Source organism: Microbacterium sp. MM2322, from assembly GCF_964186585.1.
Lineage (GTDB): Bacteria > Actinomycetota > Actinomycetes > Actinomycetales > Microbacteriaceae > Microbacterium.
This window is the reverse complement of sequence record NZ_OZ075067.1, coordinates 2,107,243-2,133,717: the sequence shown is the minus strand read 5'-3', so window position 1 is coordinate 2,133,717 and position 26,475 is coordinate 2,107,243. Positions and strand designations below refer to the sequence as shown.

Annotated in this window: 24 protein-coding genes; 16 read left to right on the top strand and 8 right to left on the bottom strand. The window is 70.0% G+C overall.

The window, feature by feature from the left end; genetic code table 11:
• Nucleotides 1-4: 4 nt before the first annotated feature.
• Nucleotides 5-1,906 (bottom strand): chorismate-binding protein, encoded by a 1,902-nt coding sequence (locus tag ABQ271_RS10470; protein WP_349308702.1) that lies wholly within the window; start codon nt 1,904-1,906, stop codon nt 5-7.
• A 217-nt stretch (nt 1,907-2,123) separates the two neighbouring features.
• Here ABQ271_RS10470 and ispG point away from each other — a divergent pair, with 217 nt between their 5' ends.
• Nucleotides 2,124-3,275, top strand: coding sequence for a flavodoxin-dependent (E)-4-hydroxy-3-methylbut-2-enyl-diphosphate synthase (gene ispG / locus ABQ271_RS10465; protein WP_349308701.1), 1,152 nt, complete (start codon nt 2,124-2,126; stop codon nt 3,273-3,275).
• A gap of 45 nt (nt 3,276-3,320) precedes the next feature.
• On the opposite strand, the gene ABQ271_RS10460 is transcribed toward ispG, so the two are convergent.
• From ABQ271_RS10460 to ABQ271_RS10450, 3 genes are read right to left on the bottom strand one after another with little or no spacing between them, the layout of a single operon-like run.
• The gene (locus tag ABQ271_RS10460; protein WP_349308700.1) at nt 3,321-4,340 is read right to left on the bottom strand and encodes a 1-aminocyclopropane-1-carboxylate deaminase; all 1,020 of its coding nucleotides are present in this window, start codon (nt 4,338-4,340) and stop codon (nt 3,321-3,323) included.
• On the bottom strand, nt 4,337-4,999 hold the full coding sequence (locus ABQ271_RS10455; RefSeq protein WP_349308699.1) for a GntR family transcriptional regulator: 663 nt from the start codon (nt 4,997-4,999) through the stop codon (nt 4,337-4,339). The genes ABQ271_RS10460 and ABQ271_RS10455 overlap by 4 nt, the downstream gene beginning before the upstream one ends.
• A gap of 46 nt (nt 5,000-5,045) precedes the next feature.
• On the bottom strand, nt 5,046-6,482 hold the full coding sequence (locus tag ABQ271_RS10450; protein WP_349308698.1) for an RNB domain-containing ribonuclease: 1,437 nt from the start codon (nt 6,480-6,482) through the stop codon (nt 5,046-5,048).
• 90 nt (nt 6,483-6,572) lie between these two features.
• Here ABQ271_RS10450 and ABQ271_RS10445 point away from each other — a divergent pair, with 90 nt between their 5' ends.
• Nucleotides 6,573-7,400, top strand: coding sequence for a cation-transporting ATPase (locus tag ABQ271_RS10445; RefSeq protein WP_349308697.1), 828 nt, complete (start codon nt 6,573-6,575; stop codon nt 7,398-7,400).
• 74 nt (nt 7,401-7,474) lie between these two features.
• Nucleotides 7,475-8,491 (top strand): hypothetical protein, encoded by a 1,017-nt coding sequence (locus ABQ271_RS10440; RefSeq protein WP_349308696.1) that lies wholly within the window; start codon nt 7,475-7,477, stop codon nt 8,489-8,491.
• Between the two features lie 12 nt (nt 8,492-8,503).
• On the opposite strand, the gene pcp is transcribed toward ABQ271_RS10440, so the two are convergent.
• Nucleotides 8,504-9,139 carry a pyroglutamyl-peptidase I gene (gene pcp, locus ABQ271_RS10435; RefSeq protein ID WP_349308695.1) on the bottom strand — a complete coding sequence of 212 codons (636 nt, stop codon included), beginning with the start codon at nt 9,137-9,139 and terminating at the stop codon, nt 8,504-8,506.
• 62 nt (nt 9,140-9,201) lie between these two features.
• Between pcp and ABQ271_RS10430 the strand changes: the two genes are divergently transcribed.
• The 3 genes from ABQ271_RS10430 (at nt 9,202) to ABQ271_RS10420 (ending at nt 13,004) form a co-directional block, all read left to right on the top strand.
• Complete coding sequence (locus tag ABQ271_RS10430) at nt 9,202-10,995, top strand: proline--tRNA ligase (protein WP_349308694.1); 1,794 nt, start codon at nt 9,202-9,204, stop codon at nt 10,993-10,995.
• 76 nt (nt 10,996-11,071) lie between these two features.
• Complete coding sequence (locus ABQ271_RS10425) at nt 11,072-12,151, top strand: TIGR00730 family Rossman fold protein (RefSeq protein ID WP_349308693.1); 1,080 nt, start codon at nt 11,072-11,074, stop codon at nt 12,149-12,151.
• 151 nt (nt 12,152-12,302) lie between these two features.
• The gene (locus ABQ271_RS10420; RefSeq protein WP_349308692.1) at nt 12,303-13,004 is read left to right on the top strand and encodes a hypothetical protein; all 702 of its coding nucleotides are present in this window, start codon (nt 12,303-12,305) and stop codon (nt 13,002-13,004) included.
• A gap of 1 nt (nt 13,005) precedes the next feature.
• On the opposite strand, the gene ABQ271_RS10415 is transcribed toward ABQ271_RS10420, so the two are convergent.
• Nucleotides 13,006-13,806, bottom strand: coding sequence for a DUF1206 domain-containing protein (locus tag ABQ271_RS10415; protein ID WP_349308691.1), 801 nt, complete (start codon nt 13,804-13,806; stop codon nt 13,006-13,008).
• 119 nt (nt 13,807-13,925) lie between these two features.
• Here ABQ271_RS10415 and nusA point away from each other — a divergent pair, with 119 nt between their 5' ends.
• From nusA to rbfA, 4 genes are all read left to right on the top strand, one after another.
• Entirely contained in the window at nt 13,926-14,915 is a 990-nt protein-coding gene (gene nusA, locus ABQ271_RS10410; RefSeq protein ID WP_036311820.1) for a transcription termination factor NusA, read from the top strand.
• A 9-nt stretch (nt 14,916-14,924) separates the two neighbouring features.
• Nucleotides 14,925-15,191 (top strand): YlxR family protein, encoded by a 267-nt coding sequence (locus ABQ271_RS10405; RefSeq protein ID WP_349308690.1) that lies wholly within the window; start codon nt 14,925-14,927, stop codon nt 15,189-15,191.
• Nucleotides 15,192-15,283: 92 nt separating this feature from the next.
• Nucleotides 15,284-18,034 (top strand): translation initiation factor IF-2, encoded by a 2,751-nt coding sequence (gene infB, locus ABQ271_RS10400; RefSeq protein WP_349308689.1) that lies wholly within the window; start codon nt 15,284-15,286, stop codon nt 18,032-18,034.
• Between the two features lie 137 nt (nt 18,035-18,171).
• On the top strand, nt 18,172-18,603 hold the full coding sequence (rbfA, locus tag ABQ271_RS10395) for a 30S ribosome-binding factor RbfA (protein ID WP_349308688.1): 432 nt from the start codon (nt 18,172-18,174) through the stop codon (nt 18,601-18,603).
• Nucleotides 18,604-18,609: 6 nt separating this feature from the next.
• Here rbfA and ABQ271_RS10390 read toward each other — a convergent pair whose 3' ends face one another.
• Complete coding sequence (locus ABQ271_RS10390) at nt 18,610-19,476, bottom strand: A/G-specific adenine glycosylase (RefSeq protein WP_349308687.1); 867 nt, start codon at nt 19,474-19,476, stop codon at nt 18,610-18,612.
• Nucleotides 19,477-19,499: 23 nt separating this feature from the next.
• Here ABQ271_RS10390 and truB point away from each other — a divergent pair, with 23 nt between their 5' ends.
• From truB to ABQ271_RS10370, 4 genes are read left to right on the top strand one after another with little or no spacing between them, the layout of a single operon-like run.
• Nucleotides 19,500-20,396: a tRNA pseudouridine(55) synthase TruB gene (gene truB / locus ABQ271_RS10385; protein WP_349308686.1), complete on the top strand. Its 897-nt coding sequence runs from the start codon at nt 19,500-19,502 to the stop codon at nt 20,394-20,396.
• The gene (locus ABQ271_RS10380) at nt 20,393-20,761 is read left to right on the top strand and encodes a hypothetical protein (RefSeq protein WP_349308685.1); all 369 of its coding nucleotides are present in this window, start codon (nt 20,393-20,395) and stop codon (nt 20,759-20,761) included. The genes truB and ABQ271_RS10380 overlap by 4 nt, the downstream gene beginning before the upstream one ends.
• Before the next feature lie 58 nt (nt 20,762-20,819).
• Complete coding sequence (locus ABQ271_RS10375; RefSeq protein WP_349308684.1) at nt 20,820-21,284, top strand: hypothetical protein; 465 nt, start codon at nt 20,820-20,822, stop codon at nt 21,282-21,284.
• Nucleotides 21,281-22,246, top strand: coding sequence for a bifunctional riboflavin kinase/FAD synthetase (locus ABQ271_RS10370; protein ID WP_349308683.1), 966 nt, complete (start codon nt 21,281-21,283; stop codon nt 22,244-22,246). The genes ABQ271_RS10375 and ABQ271_RS10370 overlap by 4 nt, the downstream gene beginning before the upstream one ends.
• Before the next feature lie 9 nt (nt 22,247-22,255).
• Here ABQ271_RS10370 and deoC read toward each other — a convergent pair whose 3' ends face one another.
• A complete protein-coding gene (gene deoC / locus ABQ271_RS10365) occupies nt 22,256-22,966 on the bottom strand; it encodes a deoxyribose-phosphate aldolase (protein ID WP_349308682.1) in 711 nt (236 codons plus the stop codon).
• Between the two features lie 228 nt (nt 22,967-23,194).
• Between deoC and ABQ271_RS10360 the strand changes: the two genes are divergently transcribed.
• Together ABQ271_RS10360 and ABQ271_RS10355 are read left to right on the top strand one after the other, a co-directional pair.
• Nucleotides 23,195-25,351, top strand: a complete 2,157-nt coding sequence (locus ABQ271_RS10360) for a DEAD/DEAH box helicase (protein WP_349308681.1) — start codon at nt 23,195-23,197, stop codon at nt 25,349-25,351.
• Nucleotides 25,352-25,444: 93 nt separating this feature from the next.
• A complete protein-coding gene (locus ABQ271_RS10355; RefSeq protein ID WP_349308680.1) occupies nt 25,445-26,473 on the top strand; it encodes an ATP-dependent 6-phosphofructokinase in 1,029 nt (342 codons plus the stop codon).
• Nucleotides 26,474-26,475: the final 2 nt, after the last annotated feature.

Here is a 26,475-nt window from a genome sequence, read left to right as displayed (position 1 = left end):
GCGTTCAGCCCTCGACGGGGTTGAGCGCGTGAGCGACGAGACGCTCGAGGGTCGTGAGACCGTCTCGCGACAGGATCGACTCGAGGTGGCCCTGCACGGACGCGTACCCCGCACCCCGGAGTGCATAGACGTCGCCCGTGTCCGGATCAGCGGCGATCTCCGTCGCACCCACGCGGTCGACGCCGGGTGCGACGCGCGCGGTGAAGGTGTTGTAGAACCCGATGGATGCCGGGGTCCCGAACACGTCGACCGTCTTCTGCAGCCCCTGGTGGGGGCTCGCCAGCGGGGCGAGGTCCAGACCGAGCCGGTTCGCGAGGACCTGGTGGCTGAGGCACACTGCGAGGAGGGGTGCGCCCGCGTCGAGGCGTGCGGCGACGACCTCGCGGATGCGTGCGATGCGCTCACTGTCCTCGTCACGCGGATCGCCGGGGCCGGGGCCTGAGACGACGAGGTCCGCCGCGGCGACGGCGTCGCGGGACGCCTCGGACCAGTGCGAGATCGTCACATCGAATCCGAGGTGACGGAGTTGATGGGCGAGCATGGTCGTGAAGCGATCCTCGGCATCCACCACCAGAGCGCGCGTGCCCGCGAACGGACCGCGCTCGGGCTCGCCCTGCGGGTTCAGCCAGAACGCCGCGAGTCGGGCGTTCCGGGACGAGAGCAGCTCCGCGATCGCGGGGTCCTCGCCCAGCGGGCGGGTGGCGACGGCAGGAGCGTCCTCGTCCACGGGAGCGACGACGATGTCACGCGGGATGGCACCGATCGCCCCCAGCACGCCGGCGGCTTTTCCGTGGGTCTCGCCGACCTCGCCGTACGGGTCCGAGTGACGCACGAGGGTCGCCCCGACGGGCACCCGGAGTCGGCCGTCGACGACGTAGGCGGTGCGGATCAGGATCGGGGCGTCGAGGTCGTGGCCGCCGTCAGCGCGCGGCGTGAAGAGAGCGGCGACGCCCGAGTAGTACCCGCGGGGGCTCTGCTCGTGCCGCGCGATCACGGTGCACGCGTTCTGCATCGGGGAGCCGGTCACGGTCGGGGCGAACATCGTCTCGCGGAGGATGTCACGCGGGTCCATCGTGCTCGTCCCGCGCAGCATGTACTCCGTGTGCGTCAGGCGCGACATCTCCTTCAGGTGCGGCCCCGTGATGCGGCCGCCGTCGCTGCAGACGGCCGACATCATCTTGAGCTCCTCGTCGACCACCATGAAGAGCTCTTCGGTCTCCTTCGTTGAGGAGAGGAACTCAGTCAGTGTCTCGGCCGTCGCCCCGCCCGCCGGGTGGCGGAACGTCCCTGAGATCGGGTTCATCGTGACGATGCCGTCCTGGGCGCTCACGTGCGCCTCGGGGCTCGCGCCGACGGCGAGGTGGTCCGGCGTCGAGACGAGGAACGTCCAGTACGCGCCGCGCTCGTGCTCGAGGAGGGCGCGGAACCAGGTGAGTCCCGCCGTCAGCGGATCGCCGCCGACGCTCGCGGTGTAGTCGCGGCGGATGACGAAGTTCGCCCCCTCGCCGCGGCCGATCTCCTCCGCGATGACACGGCGCACGATGTCGGCGTACGCCTCGTCGTCGATGTCGAAACCGGCGTCCTCGAGCGGGATGCGGTCGGTCGGCAACTGCGCGAGCGCGTCGGCGAGGGAAAGCGAGTGGCGCTCGCCGACCACGAGGCAGCGCAGCGGCGCGGCGTCGTCGTGACACGCGAAACCGCGCTCGACGACCTGGCGGAAGGGCACCAGCGCGAGGACCTCGCGGGCCGAGCCCGCGGCATCGGTCAGCGGGATGTCGGCGAGCAGGTCGACGTCGACGACGTCGCCGGTGAGCACCTCGACCGTCTCTCCATCGCGAGCGAGGAGCGCGAAGGGGATGCCGCGGGCGGCGAGGTCGGCGAGGATGATCGGGGCGGTACCGGACATGGGGGATCTTCCGTTCGGGGCGGTCGCCGGTAAAACGAGAAACGACCGCCGGGCTGTCAGCTCAGGCGGTCGTCGGGATGCTCGCAGCGTCCGCCTCAGGCGGAGCGCCACCAGGTGCGGTTCGCGAACATGGGGTGAACCTACCACAGGCGCCTTTGGCGGCATCCTCGCGGTCAGGCACCGTGCCGCCAGGGCCTGCGCGGCTTAGGCTGGAGTCGTGCCAGCTGTCAACATCGGGATGCCCCGCGTGCCGGAGGTCCTCACGCCTCGTCGCAAAAGCCGTCAGATCAAGGTCGGCAAGGTCCTCGTCGGCGGCGACGCGCCGGTCAGCGTCCAGTCCATGACGACGACGCCCACGACGAACATCAATGCGACGCTCCAGCAGATCGCTGAACTCACCGCCTCGGGCTGCGAGATCGTTCGTGTTGCGGTGCCGCACCAGGCGGATGCCGACGCGCTCAAGATCATCGCGATGAAGAGCCAAATCCCGGTGATCGCCGACATCCACTTCCAGCCCCGCTACATCTACACGGCCATCGACGCCGGTTGCGGCGCGGTGCGCGTGAACCCGGGCAACATCCGCGAGTTCGACGGGAACGTCGGTCAGATCGCCGCGGCGGCGAAGGCCGCAGGCGTGTCGCTGCGTATCGGCGTCAACGCGGGATCGCTCGACAAGCGGATCCTCGACAAATACGGCAAGGCCACCGCTGAAGCGCTCGTCGAGAGCGCTGTGTGGGAGGCATCCCTCTTCGAGGAGCATGACTTCCACGACTTCAAGATCTCGGTCAAGCACAACGACCCCGTCGTCATGGTGAAGGCCTACCGCCTGCTCGCCGAGCGAGGCGACTGGCCCCTCCACCTCGGCGTCACCGAGGCGGGCCCCGCATTCCAGGGCACGATCAAGAGCGCGACGGCCTTCGGCATCCTGCTGGGCGAGGGTATCGGCGACACGATCCGCGTCTCGCTGTCGGCGCCGCCGGCCGAAGAGGTCAAGGTCGGTCACCAGATCCTCCAGTCGCTCAACCTCCGGGAGCGCAAGCTCGAAATCGTGTCGTGCCCGTCGTGCGGACGCGCGCAGGTGGACGTCTACTCGCTCGCCGACAACGTCACCGAGGGCCTCAAGGACATGACCGTGCCGCTCCGCGTCGCCGTCATGGGCTGCGTCGTGAACGGTCCGGGCGAGGCGCGCGACGCCGACCTCGGTGTCGCGTCCGGCAACGGCAAGGGCCAGATCTTCGTCAAGGGCGAGGTCGTCAAGACCGTTCCCGAGGCGGACATCGTCGCGACGCTCATCGAAGAGGCGAACCGCCTCGCCGCCGAGATGGGCCCGGACGCGCCTCTGGGCACCGCGCAGGTCGTCACCTCCTGACACGACACGGATGCCGAGGGTTGCACCCCCGGCATCCTCTCCGCGTCAGCTCCAGAGGGAGTGGTAGGCGTTGATCGCGGGCTGACCGCCGAGGTGGGCGTACAGGACCGTCGAGTCCTTCGGGATGTCGCCGTCTGTCACGAGGTCGATGAGACCCGCGAGCGACTTCCCCTCGTACACCGGGTCGGTGATCATCGCCTCCAGCTGGGCGCCGAGCGCCATCGCCGCCATGGTGGACTCGACCGGGAGGCCGTACAGTTCGCCCGCCCACCCCTCGAGCACGTTGATTTCGTCGTCGCGGAGGTCACGGCCGAGCTCGATGAGCGCTGCGGTGTTGCGGGCGATGCGGGCGACCTGATCCCGCGTCTTCTCCAGGGTGGCGGAGGCGTCGATGCCGATGACGCGGCGCTTCACGCCCGTGAGGTCCTCGAGCGCCGCGAAGCCGGCGATCATGCCGGCGTGGGTGGATCCGGTCACGGTGCAGACGACGATCGTGTCGAAGAACACGCCGAACTGCTTCTCCTGCTCGGCGACCTCGAACGCCCAGTTCGCGAAACCGAGACCGCCGAGGCGGTGCTCCGAAGCTCCGGCGGGGATCGGGTAGGGGGTGCCGCCGGCATCCTCGACGTCCTGCAGCGCCTGCTTCCAGGAATCACGGATGCCGATGTCGAAACCGGCGTCGTCGAGCCTCGAGTCGGCGCCCATCATCCGGGAGAGCAGGATGTTGCCGACCTTGTCGTTGACCGGCTCGTCCCACGGGACCCACTTCTCCTGCACGAGGCGTGCCTTGAGTCCGAGGTGGGCCGCGACCGCGGCGACCTGACGGGTGTGGTTGGACTGGTACCCGCCGATGGACACGAGGGTGTCGGCGCCGCTGGCGAGCACGTCGGGCACGATGTACTCGAGCTTGCGGGTTTTGTTGCCGCCGAACGCCAGACCGCTGGCGACGTCTTCGCGCTTGGCCCACACCTGGGCGCCGCCGAGGTGCTGCGTCAGCCGCTTCAGGTGGTGGATCGGGCTCGGCCCGAAGGTGAGCGGATGCCGGGGGAACTGGTCGAGGATCATGCGGTCTCCTGGGGGATGGTGTCGGCGAGCAGGTCGAGCCACAGGCCCTCGGCGACGGCGGCGGCCGCCTGAGCGTCGCGAGCTGCGCAGTGGCGGATGAGTTCGGTGTGGCGGACAGCCGACGCATCAGCGTCATCGGACGAGAACCGGAGTCGCTCGGCGCGTTCCAGCACGGGGCCGTACAGCGCGAGCACCGTGCGGACCGCCTCGTTGTCCGCCCGGTCGACCGCGACGGCGTGGAAGTCGTGATCCGCCCGGAGCGCTGCCGCGGTGTCGCCGGCGGCGTGGGCAGCGACGAACGCGTCGTTCGCGTCCCGCATCCGTTGGATGTCGTCGTCGGTGAACAGCGGCGTCGCTTCCACGACGGCGATGCGGTGCATCGCGGCGACGACCGCGGCGGCATCCCGCGCCGCTCGTCCGTCGATCGGGGCGACGATCGTGGAGCGGCCGGGCTGTGCGAGCACGAGGCCGGAGCGGGCGAGGTCGAGGAGCGCTTCGCGGACAGGCGTCCGCGACACCCCGAGCCACGTGGAGAGCTCCAGATCGCGGAGTTGCTCGCCGGGGGCGAGAGTCCCGTCGACGATCGCATCGCGAAGGCGTGTGCGGACCTCGTCTCTGAGGAGACCGCGTGGGGGGAGAGCGGTAGCAGGTACAGGCATGCAATATATTGCACACTAGGAGCGGACGCCGCGCAAATCGACGCGCTCAGGCGAGCGCGAACTCGTTCCTCCCCGTACCGATGTCGGTCGACACGAGTCGGATGCGGACCGTGCTCCCCGGCTCGGAGTCGACACCCGGTACGACGGTCTCGAGCGGGGGCGACGCGAGCGCCACGCGCGCCCCGTTCTCGCGCTGCCGGAGGACGACAGCGTCGAACTCTTCGCCCTCGCGGCCGGTGAGCACGGCAGCGGCGACTCGCTCGATGGCTGCCGCATCGACCTGAGACGCGATCCGCGAGGACCTCGCCATCGCCTCCGGCACATCTGCGAGGGACGCGCGGACCTCGCTCGGCACCTCGCGTCCGTTGGCCAGCGCGTCGCAGACGAGCAGCGACCACCGGTCGACGAGTCGTCGCAACGGGGCCGTCACGTGCGCGTACGGCGCGGCGATCGCGGCCTGTGTCGTCAGCGCAGGAAGTTCGCCGTCGAAGGCCGCGTACCCGGCCCCTCGGAAGAGGCCGGCGGCGTGCTCGCGGACGACCCGGCCCGCCGGAGTGCGGGGGAGATCCCGCAGGTACTCCCCGTACGCCATGCCGGCGCGCCACGGCAGCCCGAATCCGACGGTCTGCGCGCGGAACGCCGCGACGTCCTCGTCGGATGCCGGGGGCATCGTGCGGAGGATCCCCACCTTCCCGGCGATCATGAGTTCTGCCGCAGCCATCCCGGTCAGAAGTGACACGTGCGCGTTGGCGTCTTCGAGGGGGACGCCCTCGTCGGCCTCCAGGGCGTACCCGTCCGCCGAGGTGACGACGCGGATCTCGGGCAGGTTGAGGCTGGCGCCGCCGCGCTCGATCTCCCGGCTGGCCCGTTCGTCGCCGAACCAGACGAGGTGCCGGAGCGTATCGGGCGCATCTCCGCGCGCGAGCGCTTCCTGCGCGTCGACGTAGGACCACTGCGCGCGGGAGCGGATGACGGCGCGGGTCAGCGACGTCGCACGGGGGCGGGCCCCGGCATCCAGCTCGAAGCGCCATACGTACGCACGGCGGTCGCGGTCCGGGAGCAGGGACGCGACGTCCTCGCTGAGAACGGGAGGGTGGAGCGGGATGCGGCCGTCGGGAGCGTAGATCGTCTGGCCTCGCCTGCGTGCTTCGGCGTCGACGGCGCCGCCCAATTCGACATACGCAGGTACGTCGGCGATCGCATAGTGCAGGATGCCGCCGCCGTCACCGGTCCGTTCGAGGTGCAACGCCTGATCGAGGTCGGTCGATCCCGCCGGGTCGATCGTGAGAAACGGGATGCCGCGAAGGTCCGCCAGCCCCGATCCCGTCGGCTCGACGGAGACGGTCCTCGCCGCGGTTTCCGCCTCGATCCGGACCTCCGGCGAGAAGCCGTCGTGGAGGTCGAACTCGAGGCGGAGGGCGGTGAGGGCGTCCCTCAGCTCGGATTGGACGGGGGAGACGAGACGCGCACGGCGGGAGGGCACGCCGTCAGTGTAGGACGGTGTCGTCGCCGGTCAGCGGAATGCTCGCTGCCGTCCAGGCACCCCATAGCGCCGACGCATACCGTCACAGGTATGAGCAAGCTCTCCAAATTGATCGGCATGGCAACGAAGGCACTCGACTCGAGGTCCGACGCCACGGCGTCATCCTCGGCACCGTCCTCGCGTTCGGGGGACTGGCGCAGCATGGCCCGATCTGCGGCCGACGCGCTCATCGGCGACGGGCGCCCCGCGGGCACGACCGCTCCCGGGGGGGCCGGCGCCCCGCGTGCGGCGGCGACGCCGCTCACCCCGCCGCCCGCGCCCGGCGGCCAGGCATCCGCATCGACCGCTGACCTCTCGCCCGCCGATCGTCAGGCGATCGCCCGGTACGACTACCTGCTGCAGACCGCCGACCCGCATCAGGTCGAGCAGATCCACCAGGAGGCCTTCGCGCGGCTGACTCCCGAGCAGCGTGCCCACCTCGAGGCTCGGATGGCCGCGGAACTGCCGCCCCACGAGCGTCCCCGCTCCTCGTCCCCGTCCGATCTCGCCCGGGCTGCGGCCCGCGGTGAGGCCACGCGACCGGGAATGCTCAAGGGGCTTCTCGCGCGCGCCGGCGGAGGCCGCGGCGCGAGTCGCCTCGCCGGTGGTGCGGCGATCGGCGCGGGCGTCGGCATCCTCGGCGCGGTCGCCGGCGGTGCGATCCTCACCTCGGTCGCGGGACCGCTTCTCGCGCAGGCGGCCGGACTGGGCGTCGACTTCGACGCTCTCGCGCAGGGCGTCGACCTCGAGGGTGTCGCCGGGGAGGCGGTGTCGGGCATCGGAGAGCAGGTGACCGGCATGGGTGATCAGGTCGCCGGCTTCGGTGAGAACCTCGGCGGATTCGGATTGCCGGGACTCGACGACATCTTCGGCCGCTGACCGCCGAACCCAAGAGCGCGAGTGCCCCGGTGCGGCGTGCGCAGCGCCGTTCGCCCGCCCGATAGGATCCCGTCATGCACCAATGGGGGAAGCGCACTCGTCGACGGATCATCACGGTTAGCGGGGTCGCTGCGCTCGCCACGCTCCTCGTGACCGGATGTGCGGGGCCGCAGGCCGCTCCTCCGCCGCCGTCTGGCTCGGCGGGCGCGCAGGCCTCGGCGACGACCGCGCCGACCCCGTCGCCGGAGGCGACGACGCCGGCAGCGCAGGGTGTGGCGTCGACCTGCGATGACCTCCTGGCTGATCCGGCCCTGGCAGATGTCGCGGGCGCTGCCGAAGCGACGGAATCCGACGGTCTGTGGTCGACGGCTGCCGAGGCGGCCGGCGGCCTGCTGTGCGACTTCCGTTCGAACGACCTCGCCGGCACCATCGTCGTGCTGCCCGCGGAGCGGGCGGGGTCCGTAGCAGCCGAAGACTCTGCGACATGCGAACCGTCGTACGACGGGGTCGAGTGCATCGGCACCGGCACCGCCGAGGACATGAAGGTGGCGGTTGCGTTCGAGGCGTCGGAGAAGTCGCCCTCGACGACCGCAACCGTCACGAAGCTCCGAGACGCGGCCGTCGTCGCCGTCCTCGGGGCCGACCAGGCACCCATCGCCGCGGCCGTTGCCGCGCCCCCCTCGTGCAGCGACCTGGCCGAAACGATCGACCCGGCAGCCGTCCTGCGGGCGGAAACCGTCTATCCCGATCCGATCATGGAAGGAAATCTCCCCTTCGACCGTCGAGTGATGGAGGATGCCGGTCTCGTCCGCGCGTGCGATTGGTCCGAGCTGACCGACTTCCGCGAGCTCGGCGTCGTGATCGTGCCGGGAGCGGCGGATCGGTGGAACGCCGAGGCGGCGCGACTGGGCGGGACGCGGGCGCCGATCGGCACCGCGGATGCGCAGCAGGTGGAGGGGGACAACGAGGCACGGCTCCTGGTTCGCGGAGTAGCCGATCTCATCCTCATCGAAGGCCGAACGTCCTCAGCGCAGCGCGGGCTCGGCGTCGACGACCTCCGCGCCGTTGCGGAGGATCTCCTCGCCGACTGACGATCCGTGTCCTCAGCTGACGGTGCCGCCGGGCGCATCGAGGTCGCCGTCTGATGCGAGCGAGACGCGGATCACCGTCTCGAGAGCGTCGACGATCTGTTCGAGCGGCAGCGACGGCGTCCCTTCCGGGCCCGTCCCGCTCGCCCACGGCACGTGCACGAAACCGGCGCGGACGGGCGTGCCGGTCGTCGCGTGGAGTGCGGCGTACATCACCGCGTTGCAGACGAACGTGCCGGCAGTGTGCGACACCGTCGAGCGGATGCCGCCGGCCACCAGGCCCGCACTGATCGCCTTCACCGGGAGCGTCGCGAAGTAGGCGGCGGGTCCGCCGTCGACGACGGGGGCGTCCTGCGGTCGGTGGCCGGCGTTGTCGGCGATCGTCGCGTCGGCGAGGTTCACCGCGATCCGCTCGGGCGTGACCGCGTCCCGGCCACCCGCGAGACCGGTCGCGATGACGACATCGGGTCGGTACTCGTCGAGGAGAGCCGCCAGGCGCGCGGTCGCGCCGTCGAAGGTGACAGGCAGGACGTCGACGATCAGGCGCTCGGATCCCGTCCACCTGTCGGCGACGGCGCGGACCGCATCCCCGGACGGATTGACGGCGTCACCCGCGAAGGGTTCGAATCCGGTCAGCAGCACGGTAGGCATCCCTCCAGGCTAAGCGCCTCACCGCCGCGATCGCCTGGTCCACGCACCTAGACTTGATCCTCGTGGTCACCCGTCTCTCGACATACTTCCTCCGCACGCTCCGCGAAGACCCGGCCGACGCCGAGGTCACCAGTCACCGCCTGCTGGTGCGCGCCGGCTACATCCGCCGCGCCGCCCCGGGCATCTTCACCTGGCTGCCGCTGGGCCTGCGCGTCAAGGCGAAGCTCGAGGCGATCATCCGCGACGAGATGGCGAACGCGGGCGCCTTCGAGGTGCACTTCCCGGCGTTGCTGCCGCGTGACCCGTACGAGGAGTCGGGCCGCTGGACGTCCTACGGCGACGGCATCTTCCGGCTGCAGGACCGCAAGGGCGCCGATTATCTGCTCGCCCCCACCCACGAGGAGATGTTCACCCTCCTCGTGAAGGACCTCTACTCGTCCTACAAGGACCTGCCGCTGACGATCTACCAGATCCAGGACAAGTACCGCGACGAGGCACGTCCGCGCGCCGGCCTCCTGCGGGGCCGCGAGTTCACGATGAAGGATGCCTACTCCTTCGACTACACCGACGCCGGGCAGGACGTGTCGTACCAGTCGCAGCGCGACGCCTACGAGCGCATCTTCACCCGCCTCGGCATGGAGTACGTGATCGTCGCTGCCGACAACGGCCTCATGGGCGGTGCCCGGAGCGAGGAGTTCCTCCACCCGATCGCGGTCGGCGAGGACACGTTCGTCCGGTCTGCCGGGGGATACGCAGCCAACGTCGAGGCGTTCACCACGGTCGTTCCCGACGCGCTTCCGATCGCGGAGGGGTCGCCCGTCGTCTTCGATTCCCCGAACACCCCGACGATCGACACTCTCGTCGCCCATTCGAACGCCCACCTCGACGCCCCCGCGCCCGGCATCGCCGGCCCCGCGACCGACGGCGCCTCGTCGTGGACGGCAGCGCACACGCTCAAGAACGTCGTGCTCGCCCTCACCCACCTCGACGGCACGCGCGAGCTCGTCATCGTCGGGCTCCCGGGCGACCGCGACATCGACGACAAGCGGGCCGAGGTCGCTTTCGCGCCCGCCGCCGTCGAGGCGGCCACCGAGGCCGACTTCGCCAAGCACCCGGGCCTCGTCAAGGGGTACATCGGTCCCTGGTCCGCCGCGGGAGCCGTGCTGGGCGAAGAGTCGACCACCGGCATCCGCTACCTCGTCGACCCCCGCGTCGTCCCCGGCACCGCGTGGGTCACCGGCGCGAACGAGCACGAGAAGCACGCCCACTCCGTCGTCGCCGGCCGCAACTTCGTCGCCGACGGCGTCGTCGACATCTCCGACGTCCGCGCCGGCGACCCGGCCCCCGACGGCTCCGGCCCCGTGGAGCTCGCACGCGGCATGGAGATTGGTCACGTCTTCCAGCTCGGCCGGTTCTTCGCCGAGAAGCTGGGGCTGAAGGTCCTCGACGAGAACGGCAAGCTCGTCACCGTCACGATGGGTTCCTACGGCATCGGCGTGACCCGCATCCTCGCGATCCTCGCCGAGCTCAACAACGACGACCGCGGTCTCGTCTGGCCCGAGTCCATCGCGCCGTTCGACGTCCACGTCGTCGCGACGGGACGGGATGCCGTGGCTTTCGACCTCGCGGAGAAGCTCGCCGTCGACCTCGAGTCGGCTGGCCGCGACGTGCTGCTCGACGACCGCCCGAAGGTTTCCCCGGGCGTCAAGTTCGGCGACGCCGAGCTCGTGGGCGTCCCGTGGATCCTCATCGTCGGTCGCGGCGCTGCCGATGGCCAGGTCGAGCTTTGGGATCGCCGATCGGGTGAGCGCACGACGCTCGCAGCCGCTGAAGCGGTCGCCGCTCTCACCGCCTGACGCGCCCGCGGCATCCGTCACTGGCAGAAACCCTGTCGTTCACCCGACGGATGCCGGATCGTGACAGCCTGGAGCCATGTCGCCGAGTTCCACCTCTTCCCTCGACGGTGACGTCACCGACGCCATCCGCACCCTCCTGACCGATGCCGGTGTCGAGGAGGACGCGGACCTCGTCGCTCGCATCCTCGTGACAGGCCTGGGGATGGGTCTCGACGACACCGACCGCCTCGACCTGAAGATCGCGTCGGCCGCACTGTCGGAGATGCGGTCGGCGTTCTCGCTGTTCGCGCCGTACCGGTCCGCGCCGAAGGTAACGATCTTCGGCTCGGCGCGGACGCAGCCCCACGACCCGCTCTACCGCGCCGCCGCCGACATCGCGCGCGCGCTCGCCGACCGCGGGTGGATGGTCGTGACGGGAGCGGGGCCGGGCATCATGCAGGCCGCGGCCGAGGGGGCAGGCCCGGAAAACTCGCTGGGCGTCTCGATCCGACTGCCCTTCGAGGAGAAGCCCAACGCCGTGATCGCCGAGGCCGATCGCGTCGTCGCGATGAAGTACTTCTTCACCCGCAAGCTCATGCTCGTGAAGGAGTCCCGCGGCTTCGTCTGCGTTCCCGGTGGCTTCGGCACCCTCGACGAGCTGTTCGAGCTGCTCACCCTCCAGCAGACAGGCAAAGCCGAGCCGACGCCCATCGTCCTGCTCGATGCGCCGGGCGGCACCTTCTGGCAGGGGCTTCAGAAGTTCGCCGATGAGCAGCTGATTCCCGCCGGGGTGATCTCCCGAGACGACCTCGACCGCGTCCTCGTGACCGACTCGGTCGAGGCGGCGGAGGCGGAGATCACCGGCTTCTGGCGCAACTACGACTCGCTCCGGTGGATCGGATCCCGACTCGTCCTGCGCCTCTGTGCGGATCCGACCGACGCCGAGGTCGCCGACCTCTCCACACGCTTCTCGCATCTCCTCACGGGTGGTCGCATCGAGCGGACGGCGCCGCTTCGCCGCGAGCGGCAGGACGAGGACCGCCTCGCGCTCCCACGCCTGCTCATGGATTTCGACCGCCGCCGCGTCGGCGAACTCCACCACCTCATCCGCGCCGTCAACGAGCTCGACTCCGCGCCGCCGGCCACTCCGCCGACCGAGCCCCACGACCTATCCTGAGCGCATGATCCGGATGCCGCGATCCCGCCCGTCGCGGCTGTCCGCACTCGCGGCCCTCACTGCCTTTCTGATCATTTTCGGGTGCGCCGCATCGGGCTGCTCTGTTCCTGCGCCCGCGCCGAGTCCGTCCACGACGGACACCGGTGTCCAGGTGTGGCTCAGCCAGCAGCGCGGCGACGAGCAGCGACGCCGGGCGCTGCTTCGAGTCGTGAACGATTCGGAGCAGGCTCTCGACATCTCGGCGATCCGCATCGTCGACGACAGACTGAGCGGGCCCGTCCTCGCGGACGGCGGCAGAGTGGCAGCCGGGGAGTCCTTCGACTTCCCGCTCGTCCTGCCCGCGTCGGCCTGTGGGAGCGGTTCGCCCGACCGTCGCTGGGAGCTCGAACTCGCGGACGGCACCGACCGGACCGGCGCTCTGACCGACGCCCTCGGCTTCCTCGGACGCATGAACGAACGGGAATGTCTCGAGAAGGCGCTCGCGACGAAGCTCCACGTGGCGTGGCACGAGGCGGTGCTGCCGGCATCCGGTCCGGGCGTTCTCCCGTTGGAGATCACGCCGGCGGGTGATGACGGCGACGCGCGTGTGGTCGCGGTGCAGTCCACCCCGCTCCTGCAGTTCGGGAGCCGGACCACACGGTTCCGTGTGCCTTCCGGCGAGACTCTCGTCGATGTCCCGATCGAGCCGCAGCGCTGCGATCCTCACGTCGTCCAGGAGGACAAGCGCGGAACGGTCTTCGCTCTGGAGGTGGAGATCGGCGGCCGGAGCGGTGTCGTCGATGTGCCGGTGTCCGACGCCGAGCGCGGTCGGATCCTCAGCTGGGTCGCCGAACGATGCGACTTCGGCGGCTGAGTCAGAGCTTCGCGTAGCGTGCGCGCAAGAAGCTGAAGGCGGCGTAGACCACGAGGCCGAATCCGATGAGGAACACGAGGAACGGGCCGAACACCTGCTCCAGCAATGCCGCGATGGCCGCGTCGAACCCGCCGGCCGCTGCCGCCTCCTGCTTCACGGCCGCCACGGTGAGGAGCACACCGACGATCGCGACCGACATCCCCTTGCCCAGATATCCGAGGACACCGGTGACGGTGACGGCGCGCCCCATCCGTCCGCGGGGGATCCGGACCTGCTTGTCGAAGGAACGCCGCACCCCGATCGACGCGAAGACGAGGCCGCCGATCGCAAGACCCAGGCCGGCAGCCGCAATGACGAACACACCACCGGGGGTTCCGAGGAGTCCGCGGGTGAGCTCCTGTGCGCTGCGGTCGCCGTCGGGGCGCGCGCCGAGCGCCACCGTGACGGCGATGGCCGCCAGGGCGAGGTAGACGACGGACTGTCCGGCCGCCGACATCCGGCGTCCCCAGGCCGCACCGTCGGAGCCCTTCGCCGTGAACGCGCGCAGCGCCTGGAACAGCCCCAGCGCCGCGAGGAGGAGACCGAGCAGCCAGACGAGCGCGACCCCGAGCGGTGCGAGGAGGATGCTCTTGAACACGCCCGCCTGATCGGATTCGCCGCGCCCGCCGAGGGAGATGACGATGACGACCACGCCGAACAGAAGGTGCACGACGCCGTTCGCGGCATAGCCGCCGCGTGCCAGCATCCGGGCGACGGGGGACCGGCGGACGCTCTTCGCGGCGTCCTTCACGGCATCGGTCATCCGTCGATCCTCTCAGGTCGTCCGGGATCTGATCGGGTAACGTTGACGGGATGCCGCGACGCACCGGAACACCGGGTGCGAGCGGCGCCGTGTTGAGCAACTGAAAAAGGGAGGCACCTATGGACATCGACCTGGGGCTGCTGCGGACTGTCGAACGCGAACGGGAGATTCCGTTCGAAGAACTGATCCGGATCATCGAGCAGGCCATCCTGACCGCCTACGCGAAGCACACGTCTCCCGACGGCGAACTCCCCGAGGGCGCCCGCGCTCAGCTCGACCGCAAGACCGGCCACGTCGCGGTCTACATCCCGCTCCGCGATGAGGACGACGTCATCATCGGCGAAGAGGAGTCGACGCCCGACGACTTCGGCCGCATCGCCGCCTTCGCCGCGAAGCAGGTCATCAGCCAGCGCCTCCGCGACATCGCGGACGACGCCGTGCTCGGCGAGTTCAAGGGCAAAGAGGGCGACATCGTCGCGGGCGTCGTCCAGCAGGGACCCAACCCCCGCATGGTGCACGTCGACCTCGGCACGATCGAGGCGATCCTCCCGCCCGAGGAGCAGGTGCCCGGTGAGAATTACGCGCACGGCTCGCGCCTGCGCGTCTACGTCACGTCGGTGTCGAAGGGCATGAAGGGCCCCCAGATCACCGTGTCCCGCACCCACCCGGGTCTCGTCCGCAAGCTCTTCGCCCTCGAGGTCCCCGAGATCGCCTCCGGCGTCGTCGAGATCATCTCGCTCGCGCGCGAAGCCGGTCACCGCACCAAGATCGCCGTGAAGGCGAACGACCCCGCCGTCAACGCGAAGGGCGCCTGCATCGGCGAGCTCGGTCGGCGAGTCCGTGCCGTCACGGAGGAGCTCGGCGGCGAGAAGATCGACATCGTCGACTACGACGAGACCCTCCCGAAGTTCGTCGCGAACGCGCTGTCGCCGGCGAAGGTGACATCGAGCTTCGTGCTCGATCAGGCCACGAAGGCCGTTCGGGCGCTCGTTCCCGACTACCAGCTTTCGCTGGCGATCGGCAAGGAAGGTCAGAACGCCCGGCTCGCGGCGAAATTGACCGGCGCGAAGATCGACATCCAGCCCGACAGCATTCTCGACGAGTCCTGACGCGGTAGGATGGAACCTGTTCGAACGTGCGTGGGATGCCGCGCGCGTGCCCCCCGGTCCTCGTTGCTTCGCATCGTGGCCAGGGACGGTGCCCTCGTCATCGACGAGAAGGCCGTCCTCCCGGGTCGGGGCGCGTGGGTGCATGACACGGACACATGCGTGAGCACCGCGATCAAGCGGCGCGCATTCGGACGCGCACTACGGGTATCCACCCCCTTGGAAACATCGGGACTGGATGCACGGACCACCAAAGAATCCCTCCAGCGAAACGGCTGAACGGCTATGGACACAAAGTGAACGGCTCGAAATGAGACCCGTCCGCGATTGACGGTCCGCCCTGTCCGGGGTGGGCCCCAGACAGGAGAATTGTGGCAAAACCACGCGTGCACGAGATCGCTTCCGAGCTCGGCGTCGACAGTAAAGTCGCCCTCGCGAAGCTGAAGGAGCTCGGCGAATTCGTCAAGAGCCCCTCATCCACCATCGAGCCCCCCGTGGCTCGCAAGCTCCGCGCCGCCCTCGAGGCGGAAGGCGTGAAGGCACCCGCCGCCGCGCCCGCGAAGCCCGCCGCCAAGGCACCGGCATCCGGCGCGACGCCCGGACCTCGCCCGGCGGCGCCGAAGCCCGCCCCGGCTCCCGAGCCGGCCGCTCCGGCAGCGCCTGAGCAGCCTGCGGTCGCCGAGAAGCCTGCAGAGTCTGCACAGGCTCCCGCTCCCGCAGCTGCGGAGAGCGACGCTCCCAAGCCCGGCGGCACGCCCGCGCCGGGTGCGACCGGTTCGCAGCCGCCCCGTCCCGGTGGCGCTCCGCGTCCCGGCAACAACCCGTTCGCCAGCGCACAGGGCATGGGTCAGCGTCCCGCCGGCCCCCGCCCCGGCAACAACCCCTTTGCTTCGGCGCAGGGGATGGGCCAGCGTCCGAGCCCCGGCAACATCCCGCGTCCGCAGGCGCCGCGTCCCGGCGCCCCGCGTCCGGGTGCTCCGCGTCCCGGTGGCGCTGGTCGCCCCGGTGGCGCAGGTCGTCCGGGCGCTCCGTTCCAGCAGCGTCCCGGCGGTCCCGGCCGTCCCGGCGGCGCCGGTGGTTTCGGTGCAGCTCGTCCCGGTGGCGGTGCTCCTGCCGGTGGTTTCGCCGGTCGTCCCGGCGGTGGTGGCGGCCGCGGCCGCGGCCCCGGCGGCGGTACAGCTGGTGCCTTCGGTAAGGGCGGCGGCAAGTCCAAGCAGCGCAAGTCGCGTCGGGCGAAGCGGCAAGAGTTCGAGATGCGGTCGGCGCCTGTCGTCGGCGGCGTCAACGTCTCCAAGGGCAACGGCGAGATCATCCGCCTGCGTCGTGGTGCGTCGATCTCGGACTTCGCCGACAAGCTCGAGGCCCTGCGCGGCTACAACGTCCAGCCCGGCACCCTGGTGACGATCCTCTTCAACCTCGGCGAGATGGCTACGGCCACCGAGTCGCTGGATGAGGCGACGTTCGAGATCCTCGGTGAGGAACTCGGCTACAAGATCCAGATGGTTTCGCCCGAGGACGAGGACAAAGAGCTCCTCGAGGGCTTCGGTCTCGACCTCGAGGCCGAGTTGGAGGCGGAGAGCGAGGATGACCTCGAGATCCGTCCTCCCGTGGTCACCGTCATGGGCCACGTCGACCACGGTAAGACGCGACTGCTCGATGCGATCCGTCAGACCAACGTCGTCGGCGGCGAGGCGGGTGGCATCACCCAGCACATCGGTGCCTACCAGGTGTGGACCGAGCACGAGGGCATCGAGCGCGCGATCACCTTCATCGACACGCCGGGTCACGAGGCGTTCACCGCCATGCGCGCCCGTGGTGCGCAGGTGACCGACCTCGCGATCCTCGTGGTCGCGGCCGACGACGGCATCATGCCGCAGACGGTCGAGGCGCTGAACCACGCCCAGGCGGCGAACGTGCCGATCGTGGTCGCGGTCAACAAGGTCGACAAGCCCGACGCCAACCCGGCCAAGGTCCGTCAGCAGCTGACCGAATACGGTCTCGTCGCCGAGGAGTACGGCGGCGACGTCATGTTCGTCGACGTCTCGGCTCGCCAGGGCACCAACATCCAGGAACTTCTGGATGCCGTCCTGCTCACCGCTGACGCGGGTCTTGACCTCACGGCCAACCCGAACAAGGCGGCGCGCGGTGTCGCGATCGAAGCCAAGCTCGACAAGGGCCGCGGTTCGGTCGCCACGGTGCTGATCCAGTCCGGAACGCTGCGCATCGGTGACGCGATCGTCGCCGGCACGGCTTACGGCCGCGTCCGCGCCATGATCGACGAGAACGGCGACGCGGTCGACGAGGCCTACCCCTCGCGGCCCGTGCAGGTGCAGGGTCTGAACTCCGTGCCCCGCGCCGGCGACGTGTTCATCGTCACCGAAGAGGACCGCATGGCCCGCCAGATCGCTGAGAAGCGTGAAGCGGTCGAGCGCAACGCTCAGCTGGCCAAGGCCCGCAAGCGCATCTCGCTCGAGGACTTCACCCGTGCTCTCGAAGAGGGCAAGGTCGAGTCGCTCAACCTCATCATCAAGGGTGACGTCTCGGGTGCCGTTGAGGCCCTCGAGGAGTCGCTCCTCAAGATCGAGGTCGACGACAGCGTCCAGCTGCGCATCATCCACCGCGGTGTCGGTGCCGTCACCGAGTCGGACATCAACCTGGCGACGATCGACAACGCGATCGTCATCGGCTTCAACGTCCGACCCGACACGAAGGCGCGCGAGCGTGCCGCCCGTGAAGGCGTGGACGTCCGCTTCTACTCGGTCATCTACAACGCGATCGACGACGTCGAGCAGTCCCTCCAGGGCATGCTCAAGCCGGAGTTCGAAGAGATCCAGTCGGGTGTCGCCGAGATCCGCGAGGTGTTCCGCTCCTCCAAGTTCGGCAACATCGCCGGTGTCATCGTCCGCTCCGGAACGATCACGCGAAACGCGAAGGCTCGTGTCATCCGCGACGGTGTCGTGCTGGCCGATGGCCTGGCCATCGAGTCGCTGCGTCGCTTCAAGGATGACGTCACCGAGGTTCGTACGGACTTCGAGGCCGGTATCGGTCTCGGCAAGTTCAACGACATCCAGATCGGCGACGAGATCGAGACGACTGAAATGGTGGAGAAGCCGCGCGGCTGATCCTCAGGTTGCTACGGACTCGGATGTCCGTCCTCGGCAAGAGCGGGGCCCCTACCCCGATTGCCTCGGACGGACATCCGAGTCCTCCGCAGTTTCCGGCCCGCCGTATCGCGGGCCGGGTAGAGAAGGAGAAAGACATGGCCGGAGAACGTCAGGCACGGCTGGCGGACCGCATCCGCGTGCTCATCGCGGAGCGCCTCGAGAAGGGGCTGCGCGACCCGCGCCTCGGTTTCGTGACGATCACCGACGTCCGGGTGACGGGTGATCTGCAGCACGCATCCGTCTTCTACACGGTCTACGGCGATGACGACGCGCGCACGGACTCCGCCGCGGCCCTGAAGGCGGCGACCGGGTTGCTGCGCAGCGAGGTCGGGCGTCAGCTCGGCACGCGGCTCACCCCGAGCCTCGAGTTCATCCTCGACGCCCTCCCCGAGAACGCCGGGCACATCGAGGAGCTCCTCCGCGCCGCGCGCGAGCGCGACGCCGAGGTCGCGGGTATCGCGGCATCCGGCACCTACGCCGGCGACGCCGACCCGTATGTGAAGCCCCGCGAAGAAGACGAGGACTGACCCGCGTCAGCGCGGCAGATGCAACGTCCCGCCGGTGGCCTCGACCAGGCCGTCGGCGATGAGTGAGTCGATGGCCCGGTCCCGCTGATGCGGGTCGGGCCATTCGGCGATCACGTCCTCCGCGCGCGCGACGTGGCCGTCGGCATCCCGCAGCACCTTCATGACGGCGCCCCGTGCCTGGCGGTCGCTGCCCTCGTACCGGGCCTGCTTGCGGCGGTCGTCGCCGGTGTCGGGGTAGCCCGCTGCGCGCCACGCGCAGACGTCGGCGAGCGGGCACGCCTCGCAGCGGGGGGAGCGCGCCGTGCAGACGACGGCGCCGAGCTCCATCGTCGCCGCGTTGACGACGGCAGCCTCATCGTCGTCGACCGGGAGGATCGCGGTCATGGCTGCGAGGTCGGTCTTGGCGGGCGGGCCGGGCTGGGAGCGTCCGTCGACGGCCCGCGCGAGTACGCGTCGGGTGTTGGTGTCGACGACGGGATGCCGGTCGCCGTACGCGAACACCGCCACCGCGCGCGCCGTGTAGTCCCCGATACCCGTCAGAGCGAGGAGGGCGTCGACGTCGCGGGGAACCACTCCGTCGTGGCGGTCGCGGATCTCCGTCGCCGCGCGGTGCAGCCACAGCGCCCGGCGCGGATAGCCGAGGTTCGCCCACAGGCGCACCGCGTCTGCCGGCGGAGCTTCGGCGAGGTCCGCCGGTGTCGGCCAGCGGGTGAGCCACTCGTCGAGACGGGGGATGACGCGTGCGACGGGTGTCTGCTGGAGCATGAACTCGCTCACGAGCGTCCCCCACGCGCCGAAACCCTCGCGTCGCCACGGCAGGTCCCGGGCGTTCTCGCGGTACCACGCGATGAGCGGGGAGGCGAGGTCGGGCACCGCTCCAGCCTAGGCTGGAACCCATGCAGCAGACCCAGGGGAGCGGCGGGATCCTCCTCGTCGACAAGCCGGGCGGCGTCACCAGCCACGACATCGTGGCGCGGGCCCGCCGTGCGCTGAACACGCGCAAGATCGGCCACGCCGGCACCCTCGACCCGATGGCGACCGGACTCCTCGTGCTCGGCATCGGACACTCCACCCGGTTGCTCACCTACGTGGTCGGTCTCGACAAGACGTATGAGGCCACCATCCGTCTCGGCGTCACGACGGACTCCGATGATGCCGACGGCGTCGAGACCTCCCGAACGGATGCCGCTGCGGTCGCCGACGACGCGATCCACGCCGGCATCCGCTCGCTGACCGGGCCCATGGCTCAGGTGCCGAGCACGGTCTCGGCGATCAAGATCGGCGGACGACGTGCGTACGATCTGGCCCGGGCGGGGGAGCAGGTCGAGCTGAAGGCGCGAGACGTCGTCGTGAGCAGGTTCGACGTGCGCGGCATCCGTCGCGGGGACGGCGTCATCGACGTGGACGTCGTCGTGGACTGCTCCAGCGGCACGTACATCCGCGCGCTCGCTCGCGACCTCGGTGGGGACCTCGGTGTCGGCGGCCATCTCACCGCGCTCCGCCGCACTCGCGTCGGGCCCTTCGACGTCGCCGACGCCGTCTCGGAACTGACCCCGGATGCCCCGCTGAAGGATGCCGCCGGTGTCGCCGCATCCCTCCTCGGCGCTTTCCCCGTCACCGCTGACGAAGCTCGCGATCTCCGCCACGGCAAGCGTCTGCTCGGCGCGGCCGACCGCCTGGAGGGCGAGACGCCCGCCGCGATCGCGCCGGACGGCGTGCTCGTGGGGATCGTCGGCCGGCGCGGTTCCGACGTGAAGAGCCTCATGAACATGCCCGAGGAGCAGCAGTCGTGATCGCCTGGTTCACCGTCACGCAGATCATCGTCGCGTGCGGCGCGGGCCTCCTGTGCACGGTGCTCGGTCTCGCCGGCCGTCGCCCCAGCGACCTGTCCGTCGGCACCCAGGCGCTGATTCTCGTCCTGCTCGTCGTGCAGGTGGTGATCGCGATCATCGCCCCGCTCGCGGGCAATCCACCCACGGGCGACCTCCTCGAGTTCTGGGTCTACCTCGTCTCGGCCGTGCTGATCCCGCCGGCAGCCGTCATCTGGGCGCTCATCGAGCGCAGCCGCTGGAGCACGGTCGTCATGGGCTTCGCCGCGTTCGCGATCGCCGTCATGGTGTGGCGCATGAACGTCATCTGGACCGTCCAGGTCGCCTGATCCGGACTCCCGCCAGGACGGCGGAGGCGTCCGCTGGCGGTCGTAGGATTGAGGGGCCATGCCTGAGACCGCGCCGACCTCGACCGCTCCGTCGGCCGCATCCTCCTCGTCCCCTCGCCGGATGACCGGTGTCGGCCGCGTTCTCGTCGTGGTCTACGCGATCATGGCGCTCGGCGCCACGGGCCGCTCGTTCGTGCAGATCGTCCGCGAGTTCGATGAGGCTCCGCTCGCGTATTCGCTGTCTGCCTTGTCGGCGCTCGTCTACATCCTCGCGACCCTGGCTCTGATCTTCAGCGCGTCGGAGCGGTGGTACCGCGTCGCGTGGGCGGCGATCGTGTTCGAGCTGGTCGGCGTCCTCGTCGTCGGGACGCTCTCCCTTACGCATCCCGAGCTCTTCGACCACCCGACCGTGTGGTCCGGGTACGGCATCGGCTACGTCCTCATCCCGCTCGTGCTGCCGTTCCTCGGCCTCTGGTGGTTGATCGCGCATCGACGCGGCCGTCCGACGGAGGTGGCGGCGTGATCGTCTTCCGCGACCCGAGCGAGATCCCCGACGGCTTCGGCCCGAGCGTTGTCGCGATCGGCAAGTTCGACGGCGTCCACTCCGGTCACCGCGCCGTGATCGATCGCGCCCGTGTGACGGCGACGGATGCCGGAGCCCGCGTCGTCGCGGTCACGTTCGACCGCAATCCCCTCAGCCTGCTGCGTCCCGAGCTCTGCCCCGAGGCACTCGTCAGCGTCGATCAGAAGATCGCGCTCCTCCGCGACGCCGGAGTCGACGCCGTCCTGGTGCTCCGCTTCGACGAAGCGCTTGCCGCGCTCGCGCCCGAGACGTTCGCCGAGCGGATCCTCGTGGACGCGCTCGGTGCGGTCCGCGTCATGGTGGGCGCCGACTTCCGTTTCGGTCGCGGGGGAGCGGGCACACCCGACTTCCTCGTCGCCTTCGGCCAGGAGCACGGATTCACCGTCGACATCGTCGGCGACGTCCAGGGCGGCGGCCGACGGGTCTCTTCGACGTGGGTGCGCGAGCTGCTCGCCGCAGGGCAGGTCGAGGACGCCGCTCGTCTGCTGGGACGCCCTCACGCCGTGCGTGCCGAAGTGGTCCACGGCCTCAAGCGCGGTCGCGAGCTCGGCTACCCGACGGCGAACCTCGCCACGGCGGCCGAAGGGTTCATCCCCGCCGACGGCGTGTACGCCGGCTGGCTCGTCGACGAGGGGACGGATGCCGGTGGCTACGCTCCCGCGACCCGTTACGCCGCGGCGATCTCGGTCGGCACGAACCCCACGTTCGACGATGTGCCCGTCCGGCAGGTCGAGGCGTACGTGCTCGACGAGACGGGGCTCGACCTGTACGGCCACATCGTCCAGGTGTACTTCACCGCGCGCGTCCGCGGCATGGTGCGCTTCGACGGCATCGAGGCGCTGATCGCTCAGATGGATGCCGACGTCACCAGCGTCCGCGCAGCCCTCCAGCCCGGACGCTGAGGCCGCGCGTCAGTACGAGGTGTCGTCGACGGCGCCGGTCGCGTCGGCCCCGGCATCCACTCGACGCGCTTCGCCGAGGATGACGGCGCTGCCGCTCGTACCGAGGCGGCTGGCACCGGCCTCGATCATCGCGAGCGCGTCTGCGTAGCTGCGAACGCCGCCGGACGCCTTCACCTGCACGTCGGCACCGACGGTGCGGCGCATGAGCTCGACGTGGGGGGCCGTTGCGCCGCCGCCGGCGAAGCCCGTGGAGGTCTTCACGAAGTGCGCGCCGCCGGCTTCGGTGAGGCGGCTGCCGCGCTCGATCTGCTCGTCGTCGAGGAGGGCGGTCTCGAGGATCACCTTGGTCACGTGACCGTCCGCAGCCTCGACGACTGCGCGGATATCGGCGACGACCACGTCGTCGAATCCGGAGCGGAGGGCGGCGATGTTGACGACCATGTCGACTTCGGCCGCACCGTCGGCGATCGCCTGGCGGGTCTCGGCCACCTTCGCCGCAGTGGAGGTGGTGCCGTGGGGGAACCCGATGACGGTGCCGACGGCGACGCCCGTTCCGGCCAGCCGCTCGACGGCGTGGGGGATGTCGCTCGGGCGCACGCAGACGCTGAAGACGCCCCACTCGGCCGCGATGTCGAGCTCGCTGTCGACGTCGGCCCGGGTCAGCTCGGGCTTCAGGATGGCGTGGTCGATGGTGGCGGCGAGTTCGCGTTCGGTGGGCATGCTCACCAGCGTACGCGTCCGCTTCGGTGCGGCGACGTGTCCGACGCCGGGGACGCGCTAGACTGTCTCCCGAAGGATCCCTCCGTCGCCGCAGCTCGCTGAAGCGAGTGCCCGCAGCCGGGAGGTCCGAGGAACACACCTCGCCGCGACTCGTCCGTCGCGGTCCCGTAAGAACGTCGTCACTGACGGCGATCGCCGGCATCCGCCGGTGTCACGCTCAGGAGGAGCATGCCGACCACGGCAGCCACCGCCCCCAAGACCGCCGCTCGGCGTCGCCGGGGATCATCGTCGCGTCGAGACGACGAAGCCCCCCTCATCCCGATCCTCGCCCGAAAGGTGCGCGAGGTCGAGGCGAAGGCGCAGCGCGGAAAGCTGGGGCCGACCAACCGCGTCAAGTTCCAGGTGATCGCCTTCCTCGTCCGCGAGGAACGCGCGCGAGTCAAGTCGGCGACCGACATCGCCGACGGTGCCCGTGCCGAGCTGCTCAAGCGGCTCGACGGGGTCGCGACGATCCTCGCGAAGACGGCTGCTCGGGACACCTCGCTCATCCAGCTGCTCGAGGTCGATCAGGCGACGTCGCCCGTCGCCCGCCGCATGCGACGCGACTGGCTCATCGAGTCGGGTGCCGACCTGCCCGAGGACGAGCTGATCATCACCGACGCGAAGCCGGCTCAGACGCCGGTCGTCCCCGAGGGCGTCGTCGACCGTCAGGTCGTGCCCCCGCAGATCGAGGCGCGCAAGGAGTCGAACCCCTTCCTCGCCCCCGACGCGGCAATCCGCGCCGCGGGACCCACGCCGCGCCGTCGACTCGACGGTTGGGAGCTCATGGGCCCCCTCTACAAGGCGTTCGAGACGGGTGCCGGTGGCGGTGCCGCCTCCATGGACCTGCCGCCGCTGCCCGAATTCGACCGGCTGTCGCCCAAGGGCCTCGACGTCATGCCGCACCAGTCGCGGTTCCTCGAGGCCGTCCGCACGGGACACCGCGCCTTCCTGCTCGCCGATGAGCCGGGCCTCGGCAAGACGGCGCAGTCGGTGCTGGCGGCATCCGTCGCCGACGCATACCCGCTGCTGGTCGTCGTTCCCAACGTCGTCAAGATGAACTGGGCGCGCGAGGTGGAGCGGTGGACGCCGCAGCGCCGCGCGACGGTCATCCAGGGCGACGGCGAGACGATGGATGCCTTCGCGGACATCTTCATCGTCAATTACGAGATCCTCGACCGCCACTTGTCGTGGCTCGGCTCGATCGGCCTGAAGGGCATGGTCGTCGACGAGGCCCACTTCATCAAGAACCTGACCTCGCAGCGCTCCCGGAACGTGCTCGCTCTCGCGGGGCGCATCCGCGAACAGGTGCGCGACCCGCTCCTGCTGGCCCTCACGGGTACCCCGCTCATCAACGACGTCGAGGACTTCGACGCCATCTGGCGCTTCCTGGGCTGGACCACCGGCGAGAAGCCCGGTCCCGAGCTCATGGCCCGTCTCGATGAGACCGGCCTGACTCCGGCCGACAAGGCGTTCTACCCCGAGGCGCGTTCCGCTGTCATCTCTATGGGCATCGTGCGGCGCAAGAAGAAGGACGTCGCCGCCGACCTGCCCGACAAGCTCGTCGCCGATCTCCCCGTCGAGCTCGACGACGAGTTCGGTCGCTCCATCCGCGCCGCCGAGCGCGAGCTGGGCGATCGCCTCGCGGCGAAGTACCGCCGCATCCTCGAAGCCCGCGGCGACCGCGTCGTCCGCGGTGACGTCGACGAGGACATCGTGCGTCTCGTCGCGCACGGCGAACTCGAAGAGGCGAAGGCTGCCGGCAGCGGCTCCGAGAACGTCTTCACGATGGTGCGACGCATCGGCCAGGCGAAGGCGCACCTCGCCGCCGATTACGCCGTCCAGCTGCAGCGCTCGGTCGGCAAGGTCGTCTTCTTCGCGAAGCACATCGACGTGATGGATGCCGCTGAGGCGCACTTCGCGTCGGCCGGCCTTCGCACCGTCTCGATCCGTGGCGACCAGACGACGCCCGTCCGCCAGCAGGCCATCGACGCCTTCAACGGTGAGCCGGATGTCGCCATCGCGGTGTGTTCGCTCACCGCGGCCGGTGTCGGCCTCAACCTCCAGGCCGCATCCAACGTCGTCCTCGCCGAGCTCAGCTGGACGGCCGCCGAGCAGACGCAGGCGATCGACCGTGTTCACCGCATCGGTCAGGGCGAGCCGGTCACCGCGTGGCGGATCATCGCGGCGCACACGATCGACACCAAGATCGCCGAGCTCATCGACAGTAAGCAGGGCCTCGCCCAGCGTGCGCTCGACGGCGACGCGGTCGACCCGACCTCGAGCGACTCCGTGCAGCTGTCGGCGCTGATGCACCTGCTCCGGCAGTCCCTCGGAGCCGTCTGAGATCGATCCGCTGGCAGACGCTGCCTCCGCGACGCTAGTGTCGTGGAGGCAGCGTCGCCCCCAGCATCAACCCGAATCACCAAAGGACGTCTCATGAAGATCGGTATCCTCACGAGCGGCGGCGACTGCCCCGGCCTGAACGCCGTCATCCGAGGCATCGTGCTGAAGGGCACGACGACCTACGACATCGAGTTCGTCGGGATTCGCGATGGCTGGCGCGGCGTGGTCGACGGTGATTTCTTCCCCCTCACCCGCCACGAGGTGAAGGGTCTGTCGAAGGTCGGCGGGACGATCCTCGGAACGAGCCGGACGAACCCCTACGAGGGTCCCCGCGGCGGCGCCGAGAACATCTCGAAGACCCTGTACGGTCACCGCCTCGACGGCATCGTCGCGATCGGCGGCGAAGGCACGCTCGCTGCGGCCGACCGCCTGCACAAGGACGGCATCAACGTCCTCGGCGTGCCGAAGACGATCGACAACGACCTGCACGCCACCGACTATTCCTTCGGGTTCGACACGGCGGTGAACATCGCCACCGAAGCGATGGACCGCCTGCGGACGACGGGTGACTCGCACCAGCGCTGCATGGTCGCCGAGGTCATGGGACGCCACGTCGGCTGGATCGCGCTGCACTCGGGCATCGCCGCAGGTGCGCACGTCATCTGCATCCCCGAGCACCCGATGTCCATCGACGACATCGCCGAGCAGGTCACGAAGGCGCACGATCGCGGCCGCGCTCCGCTCGTCGTTGTGTCCGAGGGCTTCACGCTCACCGGCATGGACGAGGCCTTCAGCGACAAGGGACTCGACGCCTTCAACCGGCCCCGACTCGGCGGCATCAGCGAGATCCTCGCCCCCGAGATCGAGCGCATCACGGGCATCGAGACCCGCTCGACGGTCCTCGGTCACATCCAGCGCGGCGGTTCGCCGTCGGGCTTCGACCGCGTCCTCGCTACGCGACTGGGTCTCCACGCCGCCGACGCGATCGTCGACGGCGCGTGGGGGCAGATGGTCGCGATGCAGGGCACCGAGATCGTCCGGGTCCCCTTCGCCGAGGCCCTCGGTTCGCTCCACACGGTGCCTCTGCACCGCTACGAAGAAGCTGCCGCGCTCTTCGGCTGAGC

Bases quoted from the DNA above. Each gene is read 5' to 3' on its own strand.
- ABQ271_RS10470 (WP_349308702.1), bottom strand. From the start codon at position 1,906: ATGTCCGGTACCGCCCCGATCATCCTCGCCGACCTCGCCGCCCGCGGC.
- ABQ271_RS10460 (WP_349308700.1), bottom strand. From the start codon at position 4,340: ATGATCCTCGACCAGTTCCCCCGGCATCCGCTCACCTTCGGGCCGAGC.
- ABQ271_RS10455 (WP_349308699.1), bottom strand. From the start codon at position 4,999: ATGCCTGTACCTGCTACCGCTCTCCCCCCACGCGGTCTCCTCAGAGAC.
- ABQ271_RS10445 (WP_349308697.1), top strand. From the start codon at position 6,573: ATGAGCAAGCTCTCCAAATTGATCGGCATGGCAACGAAGGCACTCGAC.
- ABQ271_RS10440 (WP_349308696.1), top strand. From the start codon at position 7,475: ATGCACCAATGGGGGAAGCGCACTCGTCGACGGATCATCACGGTTAGC.
- pcp (WP_349308695.1), bottom strand. From the start codon at position 9,139: ATGCCTACCGTGCTGCTGACCGGATTCGAACCCTTCGCGGGTGACGCC.
- ABQ271_RS10425 (WP_349308693.1), top strand. From the start codon at position 11,072: ATGTCGCCGAGTTCCACCTCTTCCCTCGACGGTGACGTCACCGACGCC.
- ABQ271_RS10415 (WP_349308691.1), bottom strand. From the start codon at position 13,806: ATGACCGATGCCGTGAAGGACGCCGCGAAGAGCGTCCGCCGGTCCCCC.
- nusA (WP_036311820.1), top strand. From the start codon at position 13,926: ATGGACATCGACCTGGGGCTGCTGCGGACTGTCGAACGCGAACGGGAG.
- ABQ271_RS10405 (WP_349308690.1), top strand. From the start codon at position 14,925: ATGGAACCTGTTCGAACGTGCGTGGGATGCCGCGCGCGTGCCCCCCGG.
- rbfA (WP_349308688.1), top strand. From the start codon at position 18,172: ATGGCCGGAGAACGTCAGGCACGGCTGGCGGACCGCATCCGCGTGCTC.
- truB (WP_349308686.1), top strand. From the start codon at position 19,500: ATGCAGCAGACCCAGGGGAGCGGCGGGATCCTCCTCGTCGACAAGCCG.
- ABQ271_RS10375 (WP_349308684.1), top strand. From the start codon at position 20,820: ATGCCTGAGACCGCGCCGACCTCGACCGCTCCGTCGGCCGCATCCTCC.
- deoC (WP_349308682.1), bottom strand. From the start codon at position 22,966: ATGCCCACCGAACGCGAACTCGCCGCCACCATCGACCACGCCATCCTG.
- ABQ271_RS10360 (WP_349308681.1), top strand. From the start codon at position 23,195: ATGCCGACCACGGCAGCCACCGCCCCCAAGACCGCCGCTCGGCGTCGC.
- ABQ271_RS10355 (WP_349308680.1), top strand. From the start codon at position 25,445: ATGAAGATCGGTATCCTCACGAGCGGCGGCGACTGCCCCGGCCTGAAC.